We start from the raw sequence: 19552 nt of genomic DNA on the forward strand, positions 1-19552 counted from the left end.
ATAGCTCGCACATCAGTAACACTGAAAAAAAGACCCTTTGATTGGTAATATTACCGCGCAAAGGATCTTTTTTTAAATAGTGTTAATTATTAAAGAAACTTGATAAAGACAACACCAACGGCCATTACAACAACACCCAAAATTTGAATACCGTTAACACTAGCCTTGGCTGAACGCCACCAACCAAATTGTTGCACAAGCATTGAACCAACAATTTGACCAATCAATCCCATCGTAATCGTCAAACCAGCGCCAATCTTTGGCACTGACAAAACACTGGCGAAGACGAATAGACCACCCAAAATACCACCAAGCCAGTTCCATGACTTAGCCTGATTTAACTCTGAAACCTTAGGCAAGCGCTTATCAACGACCAAAGCAACGATGGTAATTAAGATAAACCCAACAAAGAATGAAATGAATGAGCCTTGCGCTGGCGCTTGCAACAATGCTCCTAAGTGACCGTTAATCGCCTGCTGCATTGCTGACAATGTTCCAGTAAAAATTGCCCAGATTTGCCAACCGAGCAAGACCGGCTTTGTTTCACTCTCCTGAATAGCCTTATCCATTGCCTCCACATCCTTGTTTAGGACGTTCGGCAAAACAACTGCCACAACAACGCCAGCAATCAACACAATCAAGCCGATGACGCGCATCAACGTCAAAGGCGTTTGTGCCGTACCAAACCAACCAAAGGTATCAATAATCGTACCCATTAGAATTTGACCCAAAATTGGCAAAATAACCGTCTGAATCGCACCCAATCGTGGGAATAGTAACACATTCGATGTCAAATAGACAGCACCTAGCACACCACCTAGCCAAATCCAAGCCGGATTCGAACTAATGAAATCCCCTGATGGGAACACACGATGTGACATAACCGCACTTAAACCACCTAAAAAGATTGAACCAATCAAAAATGAAATTGCCGCTGAAATGAATGGTGAACCAACCACCTTCTTCATGTCAGCGTTAATTGGATTTTGGTTTGCCAACATAAAACCAGCAAAGAGCGACAAACCTAGAAATACAAGAACCACAATTCTTCTCCTCGAAACTTACTTATAATTATTATTGCTTTATTATTGTAGTTCTTTAAAAATGAAATGCAAGTATTTTGAGCAAGCAAGTTTGTGAAATTTGGTTCTTTTTTAATTTTAATTCCTTGTATTAACAGTATTTTCAATAAACACATTCGCACAAACGCTTCACAAGCTTGTGAAAATTTTTCCGTTAAGTGTTGCAACGAAGCAAAAAAGTCGCCATTCAAAATAAATTGAATAGCGACCACTTAAACACCATATGGCAGGTGTTACGTTTAGTTATCTTTTCGTTTCAAATCTTTCGGTGTGCCACCACGACGCTTTCGAGCAGGCAATAGGTATCGCGCAAGTAAGAATACCGCTAAGAACACAATAATTGGTCCCACGGCCAATTTCCACCAATTACGTGGTTGTCGCCAATCGTTGCCTGCTACTGCCGAACCAGTCAGTTCAGCTACTTGTGCTGCAGTTACCGTCAATGTTTTAGTGGCTGTCTTAGTCGTATCAGCTGTTTTAACCTGAACCTTAACTGTATACTTCCCTGGCTTAATCGACTTCACCTTGTCTTTGATTTCAAAGTTAAAAGTTGACTTCGGCGCCATATCAACGCGATGCGAGGTCTTTTCAAAAACTGTTTTACCATTATGATCCTGAACCTTAGTTGCCACAGTTGCATCGTTCACGAGTTGATTAGCATTATTGGTTAATTTGACACCAATGACGCGTGCGCTCGTCAATTGCGTCAACGCGGCACGGCCGATTTTCACATCTGCCGGTACCGGTGTTGTATCGTTTTGCAAAATAACAGGTATCTCAGAAGCCGTGTTTGCGCTCGTCGTATGGACAAACGACACCCCACCAACCAACTGACCTTGAATAGCATGGTCCGGCATTTTAATCGTCCCAGCCACTGACGTTTCACCAGCAGCAGGTACAGTCACCGTATTTTGAATGGTAATATAATCACCAACCTTATACGGCACTTGACCAGTCACATTTTGGCTACCTGTCACATAATTGATAATACCATTATCGCGGGTAGTGGCCGTCCCACCTGTTAACTGCAAGTCAATTGGCTTTTTCGTGTTATTTGTAATATAGAATGTCACATGTTCTTCTTGACCTGGTGCCAACTTTAGATCAATCGCTGATAAATTATTCTTATTAATCTGAGTGGCCGGAATTGAAGCCGTTATATCATAATCCGGCAGTTTAGCGTCATCCGCATGACCCGTCACACCAACCGCACCAAACATTAATGTTGATGCGACAGCAAGTATCGTTGTTCGCAAGTTCATAAACCCGTACCCCTAATTTTCTCTAACTAAAGATTAATTATAGAATGTCTGCTAATAAAATGCACGCAGTAGCCATAGCCAAGTACCATTTATTTGTTAGTTATTAACTAGCCATTCGGTTGGCTTTTAGAAATGATCCAATAACTAATAGCTGCAATTGCACCGATACTTATCATACCAATTCCGACCCGCCCCAATGAAAGACGCCGTCCTTGCTGGTTTTGGCGCGCCACTCTGACCGTTACCTGTTCACGCCAGGACTGGGTCAGCCCCGTCGTTTTGACATGAACGGTTAGACGATACTTCCCCGGCGGTAATTGCTTATTTTTACGGGAAACGGTTAGTGGCCACGATGTGTTTGGCGCCAGCGAAATCTGTTTGAACGTTGACTTCATGATTTGTTTATTAGTTGCGATATCGGTTAGTGACGCAGTACCCGAGAGATCATTCACAAATCGTCCAACTTTATTATTAATCTGAAACGCAATGCCTGTCCGATTCGGTAACGAAAGTGCTGTTGGCTTTGACAATGATAACGACGTTTTAGGTAGTTGTGCCTGCGCACGGGCGTGAACAGCAATCGTATAAGACAGCGCGTGAGCTAACTGAACTTTATCATCAATATCCTGCTTTGCTTTGATAGCTGTAAATGACACCCCACCTGCCATTAATCCGATGTTCGCTGTATTAGGCATTGTAAGCGTTGCTGTGACCGTTTTCCGCCCGTCTGCGGGGATAACAACAGTTTTAGCGGTTTGTAGATAATCCGTCATCTGAACCGTCGGCGCTTGATTCTCCGTCAATGGTTGATACGTAATGTGACCGCTACTTGATGTGGTGGCATTACTCGTATTAATCGCAATCCGCAAATCGTCATCCGTATGGTTAGTTAGAATAAAAGCTAATTCTTTTGTAGCTCCTGGTGCCAATAACAAATCATAGTATGCCGTATTGGATGGTTGCCGTTGTTCAGAAATAGCCGTGTCGATGGCAACTGAAAAATCACGTTCGGCAGCTTGAACACTGCCAACAAACAACAAGATGCTCCCCAAAAGCATTAATAAAAATCTTCGCATTTCCCCCTCCTTATGCAACGCTAGCAAAAAAATATCCTGGCCCGGCATGCTTTTAACTGTGAAAAAATAAGTATTCTGTCGTTACTAAAAAACCGAGGCGTTCGCCCCGGCTCATTAGCTTTAATTTTAATCCAAGAAATCACGCAATTGCTTTGAACGTGATGGGTGGCGTAACTTACGAAGTGCCTTGGCTTCAATTTGACGAATACGCTCACGCGTAACCCCAAATACCTTACCGACTTCTTCCAAAGTACGTGTACGACCATCTTCCAAACCGAAACGCAGACGCAAAACGTTCTCTTCACGATCCGTCAACGTATCCAGTACTGATTCCAATTGTTCCTTCAACATTTGGTAAGCAGCTGAATCTGCAGGCGAAATGGCTTCGTTATCCTCAATGAAGTCACCCAAATGCGAATCATCCTCTTCACCAATTGGCGTTTCCAATGATACAGGCTCTTGCGCAATCTTCAAGATATCACGAACTTTGTCGGTTACGATGTCCATCTCGGCACCAATTTCTTCTGGCGTTGGCTCACGCCCCAAGTCCTGTAGCAAGTTACGTTGAATACGGATCAACTTGTTAATCGTTTCAACCATGTGCACAGGAATACGAATTGTACGAGCTTGGTCAGCAATCGCACGTGTAATCGCTTGACGAATCCACCAAGTGGCGTACGTTGAAAACTTAAATCCCTTACGGTAATCAAACTTTTCAACCGCCTTCATCAATCCCATGTTTCCTTCTTGAATCAAGTCCAAGAATTGCATCCCACGACCAACATAACGCTTAGCAATTGATACCACCAAACGCAAATTAGCTTCTGCCAGTTCTTGCTTGGCCGTGTCATCGCCTTGCTCAATACGCTCAGCCAAAGCAACTTCTTCGTCACCAGTTAGCAATGAGACACGCCCAATTTCCTTCAAGTACATCCGGACAGGGTCATTAATCTTCATACCAGTTGGCGCATCAGCAGCTTGCTTCAACTCCTTATCTGATAACTTAGTTTTCTTATTTTCCAATGCACGCGCAGTTGGCTCTCCCTTTTCGTCAACGATTGAGATTCCTGCGGATTCGATCTTTTCGTATAATTCATCGATTTGATCAGCATTCAAACGCATTGGCTTAACCAAAGCATCTTGGAGGGCATTTTCCTTGATTTCTTTATCAGCTTTGAACTCCTTGATGATGTTCTTCACTGCCTTATCAAACTCAACTTGATCAAACTTAGCTGAGATAGGTGCTTGCTTTTCTGCCATAGCGGCCTCCTTAAGTTACTTGTGTGTTTGTTGTTCACGAAGCGCAGCTAAATATTCAACACTTAACTGAGCAACTAATGCATCGTTGTGCATTTGATTAGCTTCTTTAATTTGTCGTTGTAACCTATTAATTCTATCAGATAATGGTGCGTCATGACTAATAAATTGAATATATTCATCAACTTGCGATCGATCCGTGAATAATTCAGGCGCGTAAGTATCCAATGTGGCCAATATTCTAGTCAAATCTGCTTTCTGTACGTAATCCATAAATCCAGCCATATCAGTAATTGGCTGGTTACCATGTTCTGATCGGTAACCTGATGCGAGCATCATAATCGTTTCATACGGTACATCAGCAAAAGTAAAATCTGGTGTGTTGGTTACTTGTAGCCAGACATCATTATCCTGTAACATCCAAGCCAGCAACATTCGCTCTGCTTGTTCAACTCGCGAAATTGTCGGTGCAACCGGCGCTGGTACAGGTGCAGGCGCACTATCTTGCCACTCATCATACGGTGCCGCACCAAAATCAGCATCAGCAACGCGCTCGCTTTGGCGTGACCGCTTGTTATTCGAGCGTCGCGGATTCGATCGTCGTGCTTGTTGTTGCAACAACAACGGCCGTAGCTGATCCTGCAAGGCGTCCAAACCGATGTTGAACTCCTCACCAATTTGGCGCAAATACGTTTCGCGCATAACCGGTTCGGTCACAGTTGCAATCGTCCCTAACACGTCACTAACATAGGCAAACATTTCTGTTTGATTTGTTAAATCACGTCCCATCCGCAAATAACGGATATTGAAAGCAATCGGATCTTCCGTATTATGTGATAACACATTCAAAAATGCTGATACGTCATTGGCACGTAAAAATTCATCTGGGTCTTGGTTATCTGGAATATGCACAACCGTGGCTTCCATTTTACCGTTCTGTGCCACTAAGTCGAGTGCCCGCTTTGTCGCCCGTTGTCCGGCGTCATCAGCATCATAACTGATACTAATCTTGTCGGCCATTCGTGACAAAATCTGGACTTGTTCCGTTGTCAAAGATGTTCCCATTGAGGCAACCCCATTTTGAACACCAGCTTGGAATGCGGCGATGACATCCATAAATCCTTCGAATAAAACAACCTGTTTTTGCTTACGGATGGCACCTTTAGCCAAATCCAAATTAAACAATTCTTGTGACTTATTAAATAACGGACTCTCTGGCGAATTCATATACTTTGCCTGTGAGTCGTCATTCGATAAGCGACGCCCAGAAAATGCAATTGGGTGCCCTGCAGCATCACGAATTGTAAAAAGCACACGATTTGTGAAGCGATCATGCAACGATCCATCGTCCCACTCAATAAATAATTCAGACGCTCGCAATAATTGATAATCTACGCCTTGTTCATTGAAATAATTGTATAAAACATCATTTTCAGGTGCGTACCCTAACATAAAGGCATCAATCGTTCCGTCATCTAAACCACGCTCGTGTAAGTACGTCAGCGCAGCATCACCCGCGTCAGTGTTAACTAGCAAGTGATGGTATAGCTTCGTTGCATCTGCATACAGTGACCGTAATGCTTTCGTTTGTGGATCAACTGTTTCAGTTGGCTCATCTGCCGTGTAAGATGCATCAAGGTCAACGCCCGCAAACGGTGCGACCTTCGCAACTGCTTGTGGGAACGTTGCATTATCAATATCCATGATAAAGCTAAACACGTTTCCCCCACGACCGCATGAGAAGCAGTGATAAATTTGCTTATCTTCATTAACTGAAAACGAGGGCGTGCGTTCGTCGTGGAACGGGCACAGCCCAAACAGATTACGTCCCTGTTTTTTCAGTTGTACATATGGCGAAATGACATCAACAATGTTGACACGCTCGCGAATTTCTTCGACAAGGTGTTCTGGAATACGTGTTGCGATAGTCATCACCCCCATCTCTTAAAATGAACATTTCCAGCTCTTATTATTATACGCCGGAACGTACAATATGCAAGTAGCTTGTCAAGCCCCTATAATCTAGCCAAAGGCCGGTATATTAACATTTTTCATTTTTGCCTAAAATATTATGTAAACTAAAGCGTCCTACATTTTAAGTGAAATATCTACTGTCTTGGGATTACTTCATTTAACAAACACCGCCAGAAAAAGACACCAATTGTCTCAAAACAACAATTGGTGTCTTTTACAAATTTATTAACCGGGTCCCTCAGTTAAATGATCTTTTGTTTATTGCCGTACAACCATGACCGTAACCGGTGCATTCGCTGCAACGTAACCTGATTGTGTCCCAAAATAGCGATCTGAAAGCGAGCGTTTCGAGTGCGCCCCGATTACAACCAAATTAGGCTTAATAACTGGAATAATGTCACGCACAATCACTTTACCTGGCTCACCGTCACGCAAGACAGTTGCAACCGTTTTTACACCCGCATCAAGCGCCTCTTGCCGGTAACGTTTCAAGGCATTTTCGACGTCGGCGCGTGCGTCAGTCGTCCGCTCCTTTGAAAGCGCATCAAACACATTTAGCTGATCTTTTTCGAAAATAGACGCGATAATCAACACCGCACCATCCTCATGCGCTTGGTGGATAGCGTTAGCCAACGTTAATTGACCTAACTCAGAATCGTCCACAGCTGCCAAAATAATGGGATAATCCAATTCATTTTCTGTTGTCATGTTCCTGTCCCCCGTAGCTTTAATTGCCTACCCGTATTATACCGTGTATTTAGTTGAATTTCAGCTTATTTTTGGGGACGATTAATTATAAATACAACTAATGACACAACAACAAGCGCAGCTAATACGACTACTCCTAATTGTGAGCCACGGACGACGCCGGTATTCGCATGCGTTGCAACGGCACTTGCAAAGATCTGCGCGACAACTGCTGTGGCACTGGCACCGATAAACTGGGTTAACGTATTCAAGATACTATTACCATCGGCGTTATCTGCACCAGGCAACGTTGCCAGCGTAATTGTCATTAAATTAGCATATGACAGTCCAATTCCGACCATCAATAACATGTGCACTGCCATCAGTAACCAAAAGTTTAATTGACCAAACAATCCCGCCATCAGCAACAATGCAATTGTTGCAATCATTACACCCATCAAAATCGGCTTCGTAGCACCCACTTTATCTAACAAACGACCAGAAATTGGGGCCAAAACTGAACCGATTACAGCCCCAGGGAACATAAACAATCCGGCAGCCGTGGCGCTAACGTGCAAGCCTAGTTGCAAATAGTTCGGCAAAATAAATGACAGTCCCAGTAAAATGGCTTGGTAAACCAAAAAGCTATAAAGATACGCATTAAACTTACGGTTACGCAAAATGCTCAAACGAAGCAAGGACTGGCGCTTATTGAATTGGTAGTAAATGACCAACACAACCAAAGCAATGACAATCCATAGCAGTGACATCTTTTCAATCGCAATTAACAATAATCCCAAGCCAAGGCCTAGTGTTATAAAAGCTGGTAAGGCAAATTTTTCGTTTTTTTCAACTGATTCAATGGGCATACTTGTTAATCCCATCATCAGGGAAATGACTAAAAGTACAATCAAAAACCAGAAAATAGCACGCCAGCCAAGGCTGTTAAGCAATACACCCCCGTATGTAGGTCCGATGGCGGGGGCAATCGAGGTTGTCATCGTCCCAATCCCCATCATCACGCCCCGTCGATCACTAGGCGACTTAGTTAAGATAATATGAAACATTAACGGTAGCGCGATTCCTGTTCCGATACCTTGTAAAACACGTCCGACTAGCAAAACACCCAAACTTGGCGCAAAGGCGTCAATAAGCACCCCTAGAATAAATGCTAAATTTGCAATAATAAAAAGTCGGCGTGGCGCAAAATTTCGAATCAAAAATGCAGACACCGGTACAATAACTGCAATCGCAAGTAAATAACCCGTTGTTACCCACTGAATACCATTTGCTGTTGTGCTAAACTCATGCATCAACTCAGGGAACGTGACATTCATTGACGTTTCAATCAAAACACCACTAAAACTCATAATTCCGGCAGCCAGTACAGCTCTAAGTACGTGCCATTCCTTTGCTTGCATCTCCTATCGACCTCCTAAAAAAAATAAAAAAGGCGCGACACCACCGCTAATTGCAGTGATGTTACGCCTCTGTGTTCGGCTCTTATCGAGCTATCTGTACGAAACAACTTGTACTAAATTAACAGAATTTTCCAATCCTGTCAAAACGCACAGTCATTCTTAATTTAATGAGTTTGTAAATATTTAACCGCTTCAGCAAAGGTCTTAACCGGCACAATCTTCATATTTGGTGCATATTTTTTGGCCGTTTTAACAGCCAATTGATAATTGGTTAACCCGTCTGACTCAAGTGCCAAGTTACTCTTAGTTGGCTTTAGATATGGTGCAAAGAAAATTTTGGCACCCGCCTCATGGGCAACAATGACTTTCTTATCAATACCACCAATTTCACCAACATTGCCGTCCTTATCAATCGTACCTGTTCCAGCAATCTTTCGACCAGCTGCTAGATTTTGATTCGACAAGGCGTCATACATTTCCAACGAAAACATCAAGCCACCAGACGGGCCACCGATATCACCCATGTTGGCCGAAACTTTACGTGACGAACTAACCGACACATCATCCGTCAGTGCAATACCAATGCCTGGTAACTTTTTAGTACCAGCTAATGCCACGGATTTTCCAGTTGCCTGTTTAGCTTTCTTATTCCGCTCATAAGAAATTGTCAGTTTCGTGCCAACTTTATTTGACCGAATGTAATCCTGAAATCCCTTTGCTGATTTAAAGTGATGATTATCAACCGAAGTAATCGTGTCACCCACTTTTAAAGCCTTTTTAAAATTAGAATTGTCCTGAACTGCCATCACATAAATACCGTTAAAAGACCGTTTGAAAGGTATTTTTGCTGCTTTATAGGCCGTTGCCTTAGCTTCATTGACAGCTGAATCCATATAAATCTTGTTAATGGCGACGTTATCTGCAGATGAACCGCCACCATTCGCCTCATAAGATGTCATCAGCGAGGCCGTTGGATCTAGCCAAGCCATAATGGCGCCAATGCCGTTCACTTGTGACATATAAACTGCTGTAATCATAAATTGACCATCAAGTTTTGGCTTTTTACCATCGACTTTAATGTAGTGACTCAAGTTGTCAGCTTCTCCAGGCGTTTCAGCATACAGAGGTAATGGGCAAACTAAAACTAACAACATCAAAATGCCAACAATAATGCCGGAAATTTTAAGCCAACGTCGTTTCTTATGGGTTGCTTTCGCCATATTACTTACCCTGCACTTTTTCAATTAAAGCGGCGGCTACTGGCGCAGGCACAAGATCATGTACGTCCGCTCCGAAACTGACAACTTCTTTCAAAATTGAGCTAGAGATATTTTGGTGCTCTGGTCGTGCCATCAAAAAAACAGTTTCAACTGTACCCAAATAGTGATTCATTTCTGCAATATCACGTTCGTACAAGTAGTCCGTTTCATTACGCAAACCACGCACCAATGTATCAGCTGCAATCTCTTTCATGTAGTCAACCGTAAGGCCCGTCATTTCGCGTACTGATACATTAGGTAAATCAGCCGTCGACGCCTCAATTAACTGAATCTTTTCTTCAGGAGAAAATAAATACTTCTTCATTTTGTTTGTACCAACGCCGATAACCACTTCATCAAACAACTTCGACGCACGACGAACAACATCTAAATGCCCATTTGTAAATGGATCAAAACTTCCTGGAAACAACACCCGACGCATATTTACTCCCCCTCATATTGATAAAGTGTCACAACAGTGATGCCGTAATCTTTTTGCTTAATGAAACTAAACCCTGGCATATTCTCTGGTAAATTCGCGAACTGATCCGTCTCTGCAACAATCAAAGCATCCGGCGCAATCAAGTTCGCAGCTTGCAACTTGGTTAAATCAGCCAAAATAGTTTGCTTAGCGTATGGTGGGTCAAAATATAAGACATCAAATGGTGTCGATCCCATCAAACGTTGGATGGCCGCGTCTGCTGTGCTCTTAATAACTGTAAATTTTTCTGGTGCCTTTGTAACCGCAATGTTGTCATTAATCGTCTTAATCGCCGCAAACTGACGATCAACCAATACCGCTTCATCTAAGCCTCGTGACACACCTTCAATGCTCAAGCCACCTGAACCTGCATACAAATCCAATGAGCGTCCACCGTCAAAATAAGGGCCAATCATGCTAAAAATAGCTTCCTTAACCTTATCTGTCGTTGGTCGCGTTGCATCACCTGGGACCGCCTTTAAAGGGCGACCGCCAAACTCTCCACTAACAATACGCATTATAATTCCTCTTCTTCAGCTGGTTCATCAGCTAATTCTGATGGATCAACAGATAATTCAAAGCCGTCACCTTGGCTACCTACCGTGGTATCCACGTCTGGCCAGTGTGATAACTCTACTGATGACACAAAACCCAATCGCTCAATCAACGCAGATTTTGTAGTGACATCTGCCTCGTTCATATAAATGACAGCATACTTCATTTTTTCTGAAATATAACTCACCACGCCAAAGCGCCGTAATTGGCGTGCCTGTCGCACATTCTTTAGGTGGACAATGACACTGCGCCGCTGGGTAACTTCAAATGTCATACCGACGCACGCTCCTTTTCGTATTCTTGTTGTTGCTTAATCAAACCGATGACATTAAATGCAATGCCAAACGTTATTCCCCAAGACAATAATGATGATCCACCATACGAAATCATTGGGAAGGTCACCCCAGTAATTGGCAGTAATCCGACAACTCCACCTAAATTAATTAAAATTTGAATGGTGATGTAAGCTGAGATACCATACAACATCAAACGGTACTGCATGCTTGGCGTCTGGAGTGCAAAGTGAATGAGTCGCCATAAGATAAAACCAAATACGGCTAACACAATCAAAATTGACACAGCCCCCAATTCTTCGCCAACTACCGCCATAATGAAGTCGGTATTCGGTTCTGGCAAATAACCCGTTTTTTGAATACTATTACCAAGACCACGCCCGAATAGGCCGCCATTGCTAATAGCATAGTAAGAATTAATCAATTGGTGACCACTGTCTAAATCTGCCCAGGGATTGGCGTATGTTTCCAACCGCTTTAATTGGTAAGCCATCAAGCCGGTCTTACTAATTATCGGTAGCAAATAAGGCAAAGCAACCAAAAAGGCAACGATTGCCAAAATATAGAAACTCAAGCCCCGTACTTTTATTCCTGACGTAAAGACCATTGTCAAAATAATAAATGTTAAGATAGCCGCACCACCCATGTCAGGCATCGCAACTGATAAAATGACACCAAACAGCGGTGGCAAAATATCATGAATATTCAATCGTTCACGAATACTATGCCAGGTCCGACTTGAATCAAGTTGCCGATGTGAAAAACGGTAAGCAAACCACAAAATCAAAGCAATTTTAAAATATTCGACTGGTTGAAATGATAGAAATCCAAAATTAATCCATCCCTTAGCCCCAGACACTGGGTCAGTAAATAGGAACGTGTAAATCAGGACACCAATTAAAATGTAAACTGAGAACACAATTAGTTTACTGATTCCTTTTGAATGCCACCGAATTGGGATAACAGTCATCACAATCATTGCGATCAATGCAACGATTGCAAAAAGGACCTGTTTTCCAAAAAAGCTTAGCGCGGAACCACTTGCCATGTTAGTACTTGAGGTGAATACCATTCCCGTCCCAAAAACCATTAAGGCAACAATTGCGATCAACATCTGGATGTCCATGTATTTAACTTGTTTCACAATCATTTTTAACACTTCACGCCAAAAGACAGATAGACTGCCCCGCCGTGCGTTAATTTTTTGCATAGGAGAACCCCTTTACTGTCTTTAATTGCTCTTATAATTTTAGCACAAAACTAGTAGTTCCTCTCGGACCTTCATGAAATTACAAAAAACTCCCGGGACCAGATGGTCGCGGGAGTTTTCTTAGTCTATTTTAATAGATTAGCCTTGTTGAGCAATCTTACGACGCTTTGCAGCCTTCTCACGCTCAGCCGTAACCAAAATTTGCTTACGAATACGAACGTGTTCTGGCGTTACTTCAGCGTACTCATCATCATCCAAGAATTCCAATGACTCTTCAAGCGTCATATCACGTGGCGTCTTGATTGAGGCAGTTTGGTCCTTGTTTGATGAACGAACGTTAGTTTGATTCTTGGCCTTAGTAACGTTAACTGAGATATCGTTGTCACGGCTGTTCATACCAACAACCATTCCTTCATAGATATCATCACCTGGGTGGATGAACATCGTTCCACGATCTTCAACTCCCATGATAGCGTAAGTCGTTGCAGCTCCTTGGTTAATTGAAACCAAAGTACCGTTACGACGACCAGGGTTCCAGTTCTTAACAACCGGTGCGTAAGTCTCGTACGTGTGGTTGTAGATACCGTAACCGCGTGTCAATGACATGAACTCAGTTGAGTAACCAATCAAACCACGTGAAGGTACCAACCATTCCATACGAGTCGTACCCGTACCAGTTGGCTCCATGTTGCGCATTTCACCCTTACGTTGGTTCAATGAATCGATAACTGAACCTGAGTACTCGTCAGGAGTATCAATTTGAACCGCTTCAAATGGTTCTGATTCAACGCCATCAATTTCCTTAAAGATAACTTGTGGACGTGAAACTTGCAATTCAAAGCCTTCACGACGCAAGTTTTCGATCAAGATTGACAAGTGCAACTCACCACGTCCTGATACCAACCATGCACCAGCTTCATCAGTGTCATCAACACGCAACGAAACGTCAGTGTGCAATTCGCGACGCAAACGATCTTCCAATTGACGAGCCGTCACAAACTTACCTTCGCGACCGGCAAATGGTGAATCGTTCGTACGGAACGTCATTTGCAACGTTGGTTCGTCAATACGCAAAATTGGCAAAGCATCCAAGTGGGCTGGATCAACAACCGTTTCACCAACTGAAATTTCTTCCATACCTGAAAGAGCAATCAAGTCACCAGCAATCGCTTCGTTAATTTCAACACGGTCCAAACCGATGAAACCAAACAACTTCGTTACACGGAAGTTTTGGTGCGTACCATCAAGCTTCATAACCGTAACGTTATCTCCGACCTTGATCTTACCACGGAAGACACGTCCAACACCGATACGTCCAACGAAATCGTTGTAATCCAACAATGACACTTGGAATTGCAATGGCTCGTCTGAGTTATCTTCTGGGGCAGGAATCGTTTCGAAAACAGTGTCGAAGATTGGTGTCATTGTGTGCTCTTGCGTAGCCAAGTCAGCATCCAATGATGATGTTCCGTTCATAGCTGAAGCGAAGATAACTGGGAATTCCAATTGATCTTCATCCGCACCCAATTCGATAAACAAATCAAGCACTTCATCAACAACTTCGTTAGGACGAGCACCTGGACGGTCAACCTTGTTCACAACAACGATTGGCGTCAAGTTTTGCTCAAAGGCCTTCTTCAAAACGAAACGAGTTTGTGGCATCGTACCTTCAAAGGCATCAACAACCAACAAAACACCGTCAACCATACCCATGATACGCTCAACTTCACCACCGAAGTCCGCGTGCCCTGGCGTGTCCAAGATGTTAATTTGCTTGTCGCCAACCTTAACGGCCGTGTTCTTGGCCAAGATCGTGATTCCACGTTCCTTTTCAAGATCGTTTGTGTCCATGGCACGATCGCCAAGTTCAGTACGCATATCAAGCGTGTCTGATTGCTTCAACAATTCATTAACCAACGTCGTCTTACCGTGGTCGACGTGGGCAATAATTGCAATGTTACGGATGTTTTCGCGCTTTGCCAAAATCCTAATTCTCCTTGACTATACGTCACTTTTTTACTCTAATCGGTGTAACAACTAACAAAAGCGAGCCGCTTACACGCGGCCCACCTATAGAAATAAGCATTAAAGGTCACGTTCAATTGCCATAATATCGCTATATGCTTGTTGTGTTGCCACTAGAACTGTTCCTGATATTAACATATTCATAGGTTGGTCGTCAATTTTTCCGACTTTAAACCCTAAAGCTTCACCAAGCAATGTCCCCGCAGCGTAGTCCCACGGCTTCATATTGCTGGCATATCCAACGGCCTTACCTGTCAGAACATGTAGGTACGAAATGCCCGCCGAGCCATACACACGGAATCCCAGAGCGGCCTTCGCCACTTCAGGAAACCCAAATTGCTCATATAGCAGGCGTGCACCAGACAAAATGATCAATCCGTCAGCCAACCCTGTATCTTTTGGTGTCGCCAGCGGTGTGTCGTTGTGATACACCCCATATGCCGGACCACCGTGGACGATGTCATGGTTAACAACATCCATAATCCAAGCCATCACTGGCTGACCATCTTCATACAGCGCCAACATTGTTGCAAATTCTGCCTGTTGTTTCACAAAATTCATCGTCCCATCGATTGGATCAACAAACCAAACTCGACCGGCCATGTCATTAACCGCATCCCCGAAACCTTCTTCACCAAGAATTTTCGCTTTAGGATCAAAACGACGAATTGCATCAACGTAAAATTGTTCTGTCTCGCGATCCACATTAGTGACCAAATCGCGGTGACCTGCTTTTGTATCTACACGCATGCGCTGCGTGACGCGTTTGAGCACCGTATCGTGTACCGTGTCCAACCAGCCTAATACAGTCTGATCAAGCTTTTTTAATTGCGCTTCATTCATACCGCTAGCCTTCCATTTTTAGCTGTTTTTTATCACTTTGCTTTGCGGCTTGGATGGTGCGATAAATGCTATACCCTGATTCACCACCAAATTCCCGGTCAAGTTGCTTTTCTTCAGCTTTGCTGGGGACAACTTGCTTAAATGCATCGTAGGCCGCTAACAATTTCAATCGATCAATCCCAGATTCATAAGCCGTAGCCACTGCAGAATATAGACCACTAACAGCAATAATATCAGCCGTTGACCAACCGTCTAACATTGGGTAATTAAAATTCGAATCACCGTTTGCCATACGAATTACCCAATGTAACGTGTGCCATCGGTTTCATCCCATGGCGCCGTCTTGCTGATGTGATCGTAGTATAGCGTGCCATGCAAATGGTCAATTTCGTGCTGGAATACGATGGCTGGGTAGCCTTCCAACTTTAACTCTTGTGCATCCCCATTTTCATCTTGATACTTAACCGTAATCCGGTAAGCACGTTCTACATACCCAGGAATATCTTCATCGACTGACAAGCACCCTTCACCCATTGACAAAGCCGTTTGCTTAACAGATTGACGTGTGATAACTGGGTTATAAATCGTTCCTTTAAAGAAATACGTTGGGGCTGCGTCTTCATCGATGTCAGTATCGTCAACATCTTCATCAGGAATCAAAATCGACGAAAATTGTTGTGAAATGCCAACTTGTGGCGCCGCAAGTCCAACACCTGGACGAAGACCATACTTCTCGTTCTCTTCTTCGTTTTGTGAGACAACCAAGTACTCCATCATGTTCTTAGTTGCTTCCTTTACCTCATCTGACAAAGGGAAAGTCACCTTAGCTGCTTGTTGACGCAACACAGGATCGCCATCACGGACGATATCTTTCATCAAATACATCTGCTCATCTCCTACAAAAAATTCTTAATAATACTAGTATAGCAAACTCTAGACCGGTTGATTCAACTTACGTAAATCTCGTAAATACGCGGCCGTTTCTTCATTAACGATGTGCGCAACATCGACGTGCAACATTGGCTTACGGTTGTCATACCAGACGTCCGTCACAACCAAGGCCATATCTGTCTCTGACGCACTGACTAGATTTTCATCCTGCGCATAGTCACGTAGCGCATTATTCAATGCTTGCCGGACCACGACAACTTCTTGGCGCTCCCGGTATGGTAGTTCGAACTCGAATGCCATGACCTCATGCCCCCAAATATTAGCCACTAATGTTGAAGTTGGTCGTTCCATTGCAAATAGTAGCAAGTCATTGGCCAATTCTCGGAGTGCCACGGTCATACCAGCGTTAACAACTTGTTGTGAGGCAATGATTTGTCGTTCAGTCAAACGACGCCCATACCGACGATAGATGGTCAACGCCAGCAACAGTAATCCAACTAATAAAGCCACCCAAACTAACCACATGATTACTTACCTCGTGAATCGCGGTACCCCATCAGCATGCGATTTAACTTCTGAGCCACAAAAGTTGTTTGTTGCTTATCCTTTTCACCACCAGCAACAACCCGTAACGATTGGTACGTCGCCGCCAATTGGACAAAATCATGATAGAGGCGATCCGTTGAAGTTGGTCGCTCTGGCAATTCTGAAAAATGCTGTGCTAACGTAAAATCGTTATAGTTACGAACGAAATCAGTTAATCCAGTAACAAGCACAAAATGACCCGTTTGACGCTTAACCAAGTCAATTGCTGACAACGCATCGACCATCGCAAACAATTCTGCCTCATAGGCGGATGAAATTGCTTGATGTAGTACGGCATTTTGTTCAGCCGGCGTATCAGTTGACAAAATGACTGAACCACTCAACGCACGACTCGCCATGGTATCCCATTCCCCACTGACATAAATATAAGTTGCAATGGTTGATGGCAACGTCATTTTCAGTTGATTAGCCAGTGCCACTTCTTCTGGTGTCGTTGTTGGCACATAAGAACGCTTGAACTTTCCCTGTACACCGCGGACATTATCTTTTATTTTTTCCCAGATGTTCTTACTCATCTTTGCTGTCCTCCGTCTTCATTACTTCAAGTTTAACCGAAAAGTAGATAAAAAACGACTACCCAAATCCGACGCATGATTTCAAATATATTTAGGATACATGCGCCTTAGTTTCGTTGAATATGGTATTTAGCCGGTATTTCTGATAAAATTAATTTTAAGATTGTTCGGTACAAGACAGTAATAAATAAGGAGATTAACCGATTATGATTTTTAAGGTTTACTACCAACCTACTAAGACACAAAACCCAAAGCGTGAAAACACGCAATCACTTTACATTGATGCAGCTGATCAACCAGCTGCACGTTTAGCAGTTGAGTCAAACACAGACTACAACGTTGAATTGATTGAACAATTGTCAGAAAAGGCTTTGGCTTACGAGCAACAAAGCCCCAACTTTAAGTTGACGGAGTTCTAACATGGTCATGAATCTGGATATTCGTCCAGACGAGACTGCAGTATATGCGCTTGGTGGCCTTGGGGAAATTGGAAAGAACACTTATGGCATTCAATTTGGTGATGAAATCATCGTCGTCGATGCCGGTGTTAAGTTTCCGGAAGATGAACTATTAGGAATTGACTATGTGATTCCTGATTACACCTACCTCAAGGAAAACCGCGACAAGATTAAAGCTTTGGTTATCACCCACGGTCACGAAGACCACATTGGAGCCATTCATTTTTTCTTGAACGCAGTTAACGTCCCTGTATATGCTGGCCCTCTCGCCTTGGCATTAATTAAGAACAAGTTGGATGAGCACGGATTGTTAAACAGTACCGAACTTCACGAAATTGATGAAGATACTGTTCTTAAGTTTGACAACATGAGTGTCGAATTCTTCCGCACAACGCACTCAATTCCAGATACATTTGGAATTGCAGTGCATACACCATCAGGAACAATCGTTGAGACCGGTGATTTCAAGTTCGACTTCACCCCAACAACTAAGCAGCCACCTAACGTACAAAAGATGGCACGCATCGGTTCCGAAGGTGTCCTACTTTTGATGTCTGACTCAACGAACGCCGAACGAGCTGAGTTTTCAAAGTCAGAACGTTGGGTGGGTAAGACCATCGACAAGTTGTTTGATGAAATCGATGGCCGAATTATTTTTGCCACGTTTGCCTCAAACATGTCACGTGTGCAAATGGCGACTGAAGCCGCCCTTGCTCATGGACGTAAGATTGCCGTCTTTGGTCGTTCAATGGAAAGCGCTGTAACGAATGGTTTGGCCCTTGGTTACTTGGATATTCCAAAAGAAATGTTGGTTGATGCGTACGAAATTAATCACCTCCCTGCGAACGAGGTCTTGATTTTGTCTACGGGATCACAGGGAGAGCCAATGGCTGCCTTGGCCCGCATCGCTAACGGTACTCACAAGCAGATTTCAATCCAACCAGATGATACCGTTATCTTCTCTAGTTCACCAATTCCTGGTAACACACAATCTGTTAACCGTGTCATTAACGAACTTGAAGAAGCTGGTGCCACTGTTATCCATGGTAAGATCAACAATATTCACGCTTCTGGTCACGGTGGCCAAGAAGAACAAAAGTTAATATTATCTTTGATTAAGCCAAAGTACTTTATGCCGGTTCACGGCGAGTACCGGATGTTGAAGGTTCACGAAGGTATGAGTCATGAAGTTGGTGTGCCAAAGGAAAACACGTTTGTCCTCGATAACGGTGATGTGCTTGCTTTGACCGCTGATTCAGCCCGAGTTGCAGACCACATTCCTGCTGAAGACACGTATGTCGATGGAAACGGCATTGGTGATGTTGGTTCTGCCGTGTTGCGTGATCGCCAAATGTTGTCACAAGACGGTTTGGTTGTTGTAGTAGCAACAATCGACTTGAAGAACCAAGAAATCACAGCCGGTCCTGATATTTTGTCACGTGGCTTTATCTACATGCGTGAGTCAGAAGACCTGATCAATGAAGGTCGCAAGGAAATTTTCCACGCGATTCTAACAGCGATGCGTGAACCAAACGCTAGCGAGCACAGTATTCGCAACGCGGTTGTGTCACAACTACAACGCTTCTTATACGAGAAGACTAAGCGTCGCCCATTAATCTTGCCTATGTTCATCTTGATCTAGGCCTTTAATAACAAA

The 19552-nt window shown here is 43.4% G+C and carries 20 protein-coding genes; 2 read left to right on the top strand and 18 right to left on the bottom strand.

Annotation, left to right across the window (positions count from 1 at the left end; genetic code table 11):
- Positions 1 to 89: 89 nt before the first annotated feature.
- From ACJ28U_RS03815 to ACJ28U_RS03900, 18 genes are all read right to left on the bottom strand, one after another.
- Entirely contained in the window at positions 90 to 1043 is a 954-nt protein-coding gene (locus tag ACJ28U_RS03815) for a DMT family transporter (RefSeq protein WP_407618428.1), read from the bottom strand.
- A gap of 278 nt (positions 1044 to 1321) precedes the next feature.
- A complete protein-coding gene (locus ACJ28U_RS03820) occupies positions 1322 to 2344 on the bottom strand; it encodes a WxL protein peptidoglycan domain-containing protein (RefSeq protein ID WP_407618429.1) in 1023 nt (340 codons plus the stop codon).
- A 107-nt stretch (positions 2345 to 2451) separates the two neighbouring features.
- Positions 2452 to 3420, bottom strand: a complete 969-nt coding sequence (locus ACJ28U_RS03825; protein ID WP_407618430.1) for a WxL protein peptidoglycan domain-containing protein — start codon at positions 3418 to 3420, stop codon at positions 2452 to 2454.
- A 126-nt stretch (positions 3421 to 3546) separates the two neighbouring features.
- Entirely contained in the window at positions 3547 to 4680 is a 1134-nt protein-coding gene (gene rpoD, locus ACJ28U_RS03830; RefSeq protein WP_099088067.1) for an RNA polymerase sigma factor RpoD, read from the bottom strand.
- A 15-nt stretch (positions 4681 to 4695) separates the two neighbouring features.
- Entirely contained in the window at positions 4696 to 6609 is a 1914-nt protein-coding gene (gene dnaG, locus ACJ28U_RS03835) for a DNA primase (protein ID WP_407618431.1), read from the bottom strand.
- 300 nt (positions 6610 to 6909) lie between these two features.
- On the bottom strand, positions 6910 to 7359 hold the full coding sequence (locus ACJ28U_RS03840; RefSeq protein ID WP_099088069.1) for a universal stress protein: 450 nt from the start codon (positions 7357 to 7359) through the stop codon (positions 6910 to 6912).
- A gap of 65 nt (positions 7360 to 7424) precedes the next feature.
- Positions 7425 to 8759, bottom strand: a complete 1335-nt coding sequence (locus ACJ28U_RS03845; protein WP_099088070.1) for an MFS transporter — start codon at positions 8757 to 8759, stop codon at positions 7425 to 7427.
- Between the two features lie 164 nt (positions 8760 to 8923).
- Entirely contained in the window at positions 8924 to 9979 is a 1056-nt protein-coding gene (locus tag ACJ28U_RS03850) for a SepM family pheromone-processing serine protease (RefSeq protein ID WP_172437036.1), read from the bottom strand.
- Position 9980: 1 nt separating this feature from the next.
- A complete protein-coding gene (gene coaD, locus ACJ28U_RS03855) occupies positions 9981 to 10460 on the bottom strand; it encodes a pantetheine-phosphate adenylyltransferase (RefSeq protein ID WP_407618432.1) in 480 nt (159 codons plus the stop codon).
- Between the two features lie 2 nt (positions 10461 to 10462).
- Positions 10463 to 11017 (bottom strand): 16S rRNA (guanine(966)-N(2))-methyltransferase RsmD, encoded by a 555-nt coding sequence (gene rsmD / locus ACJ28U_RS03860; protein WP_407618433.1) that lies wholly within the window; start codon positions 11015 to 11017, stop codon positions 10463 to 10465.
- Positions 11017 to 11328, bottom strand: coding sequence for a YlbG family protein (locus tag ACJ28U_RS03865; protein ID WP_063083435.1), 312 nt, complete (start codon positions 11326 to 11328; stop codon positions 11017 to 11019). Before ACJ28U_RS03865 ends, rsmD begins: the two co-directional genes overlap by 1 nt.
- Positions 11325 to 12557 carry an FtsW/RodA/SpoVE family cell cycle protein gene (locus tag ACJ28U_RS03870; RefSeq protein WP_099088072.1) on the bottom strand — a complete coding sequence of 411 codons (1233 nt, stop codon included), beginning with the start codon at positions 12555 to 12557 and terminating at the stop codon, positions 11325 to 11327. The genes ACJ28U_RS03865 and ACJ28U_RS03870 overlap by 4 nt, the downstream gene beginning before the upstream one ends.
- Before the next feature lie 138 nt (positions 12558 to 12695).
- Positions 12696 to 14540 carry a translational GTPase TypA gene (gene typA, locus ACJ28U_RS03875; RefSeq protein ID WP_099088073.1) on the bottom strand — a complete coding sequence of 615 codons (1845 nt, stop codon included), beginning with the start codon at positions 14538 to 14540 and terminating at the stop codon, positions 12696 to 12698.
- Between the two features lie 102 nt (positions 14541 to 14642).
- Positions 14643 to 15425, bottom strand: coding sequence for an inositol monophosphatase family protein (locus ACJ28U_RS03880; RefSeq protein WP_043708369.1), 783 nt, complete (start codon positions 15423 to 15425; stop codon positions 14643 to 14645).
- Between the two features lie 4 nt (positions 15426 to 15429).
- A complete protein-coding gene (locus tag ACJ28U_RS03885) occupies positions 15430 to 15717 on the bottom strand; it encodes a UPF0223 family protein (RefSeq protein WP_010373679.1) in 288 nt (95 codons plus the stop codon).
- A 5-nt stretch (positions 15718 to 15722) separates the two neighbouring features.
- Positions 15723 to 16310, bottom strand: a complete 588-nt coding sequence (gene def / locus ACJ28U_RS03890) for a peptide deformylase (protein ID WP_043708371.1) — start codon at positions 16308 to 16310, stop codon at positions 15723 to 15725.
- A gap of 48 nt (positions 16311 to 16358) precedes the next feature.
- Positions 16359 to 16841: a hypothetical protein gene (locus tag ACJ28U_RS03895; protein ID WP_099088074.1), complete on the bottom strand. Its 483-nt coding sequence runs from the start codon at positions 16839 to 16841 to the stop codon at positions 16359 to 16361.
- Positions 16842 to 16843: 2 nt separating this feature from the next.
- Positions 16844 to 17437, bottom strand: coding sequence for a hypothetical protein (locus tag ACJ28U_RS03900; RefSeq protein WP_099088075.1), 594 nt, complete (start codon positions 17435 to 17437; stop codon positions 16844 to 16846).
- A 206-nt stretch (positions 17438 to 17643) separates the two neighbouring features.
- Here ACJ28U_RS03900 and ACJ28U_RS03905 point away from each other — a divergent pair, with 206 nt between their 5' ends.
- Together ACJ28U_RS03905 and rnjA are read left to right on the top strand one after the other, a co-directional pair.
- Positions 17644 to 17856: a DNA-directed RNA polymerase subunit epsilon gene (locus ACJ28U_RS03905; protein ID WP_010373688.1), complete on the top strand. Its 213-nt coding sequence runs from the start codon at positions 17644 to 17646 to the stop codon at positions 17854 to 17856.
- 1 nt (position 17857) lies between these two features.
- The gene (gene rnjA, locus ACJ28U_RS03910) at positions 17858 to 19537 is read left to right on the top strand and encodes a ribonuclease J1 (protein WP_407618434.1); all 1680 of its coding nucleotides are present in this window, start codon (positions 17858 to 17860) and stop codon (positions 19535 to 19537) included.
- Positions 19538 to 19552: the final 15 nt, after the last annotated feature.

Source organism: Weissella sp. MSCH1 (assembly GCF_045799135.1).
In the GTDB taxonomy this organism is placed as follows: domain Bacteria; phylum Bacillota; class Bacilli; order Lactobacillales; family Lactobacillaceae; genus Weissella.

What these genes read in the sequence shown, in the direction of transcription:
- ACJ28U_RS03820 (WP_407618429.1), bottom strand. Translation starts at nt 2,344, where the DNA reads ATGAACTTGCGAACAACGATACTTGCTGTCGCATCAACATTAATGTTT.
- ACJ28U_RS03825 (WP_407618430.1), bottom strand. Translation starts at nt 3,420, where the DNA reads ATGCGAAGATTTTTATTAATGCTTTTGGGGAGCATCTTGTTGTTTGTT.
- rpoD (WP_099088067.1), bottom strand. Translation starts at nt 4,680, where the DNA reads ATGGCAGAAAAGCAAGCACCTATCTCAGCTAAGTTTGATCAAGTTGAG.
- dnaG (WP_407618431.1), bottom strand. Translation starts at nt 6,609, where the DNA reads ATGACTATCGCAACACGTATTCCAGAACACCTTGTCGAAGAAATTCGC.
- ACJ28U_RS03840 (WP_099088069.1), bottom strand. Translation starts at nt 7,359, where the DNA reads ATGACAACAGAAAATGAATTGGATTATCCCATTATTTTGGCAGCTGTG.
- ACJ28U_RS03845 (WP_099088070.1), bottom strand. Translation starts at nt 8,759, where the DNA reads ATGCAAGCAAAGGAATGGCACGTACTTAGAGCTGTACTGGCTGCCGGA.
- ACJ28U_RS03850 (WP_172437036.1), bottom strand. Translation starts at nt 9,979, where the DNA reads ATGGCGAAAGCAACCCATAAGAAACGACGTTGGCTTAAAATTTCCGGC.
- coaD (WP_407618432.1), bottom strand. Translation starts at nt 10,460, where the DNA reads ATGCGTCGGGTGTTGTTTCCAGGAAGTTTTGATCCATTTACAAATGGG.
- rsmD (WP_407618433.1), bottom strand. Translation starts at nt 11,017, where the DNA reads ATGCGTATTGTTAGTGGAGAGTTTGGCGGTCGCCCTTTAAAGGCGGTC.
- ACJ28U_RS03865 (WP_063083435.1), bottom strand. Translation starts at nt 11,328, where the DNA reads ATGACATTTGAAGTTACCCAGCGGCGCAGTGTCATTGTCCACCTAAAG.
- ACJ28U_RS03870 (WP_099088072.1), bottom strand. Translation starts at nt 12,557, where the DNA reads ATGCAAAAAATTAACGCACGGCGGGGCAGTCTATCTGTCTTTTGGCGT.
- ACJ28U_RS03880 (WP_043708369.1), bottom strand. Translation starts at nt 15,425, where the DNA reads ATGAATGAAGCGCAATTAAAAAAGCTTGATCAGACTGTATTAGGCTGG.
- ACJ28U_RS03885 (WP_010373679.1), bottom strand. Translation starts at nt 15,717, where the DNA reads ATGGCAAACGGTGATTCGAATTTTAATTACCCAATGTTAGACGGTTGG.
- def (WP_043708371.1), bottom strand. Translation starts at nt 16,310, where the DNA reads ATGTATTTGATGAAAGATATCGTCCGTGATGGCGATCCTGTGTTGCGT.
- ACJ28U_RS03895 (WP_099088074.1), bottom strand. Translation starts at nt 16,841, where the DNA reads ATGTGGTTAGTTTGGGTGGCTTTATTAGTTGGATTACTGTTGCTGGCG.
- ACJ28U_RS03900 (WP_099088075.1), bottom strand. Translation starts at nt 17,437, where the DNA reads ATGAGTAAGAACATCTGGGAAAAAATAAAAGATAATGTCCGCGGTGTA.
- ACJ28U_RS03905 (WP_010373688.1), top strand. Translation starts at nt 17,644, where the DNA reads ATGATTTTTAAGGTTTACTACCAACCTACTAAGACACAAAACCCAAAG.
- rnjA (WP_407618434.1), top strand. Translation starts at nt 17,858, where the DNA reads ATGGTCATGAATCTGGATATTCGTCCAGACGAGACTGCAGTATATGCG.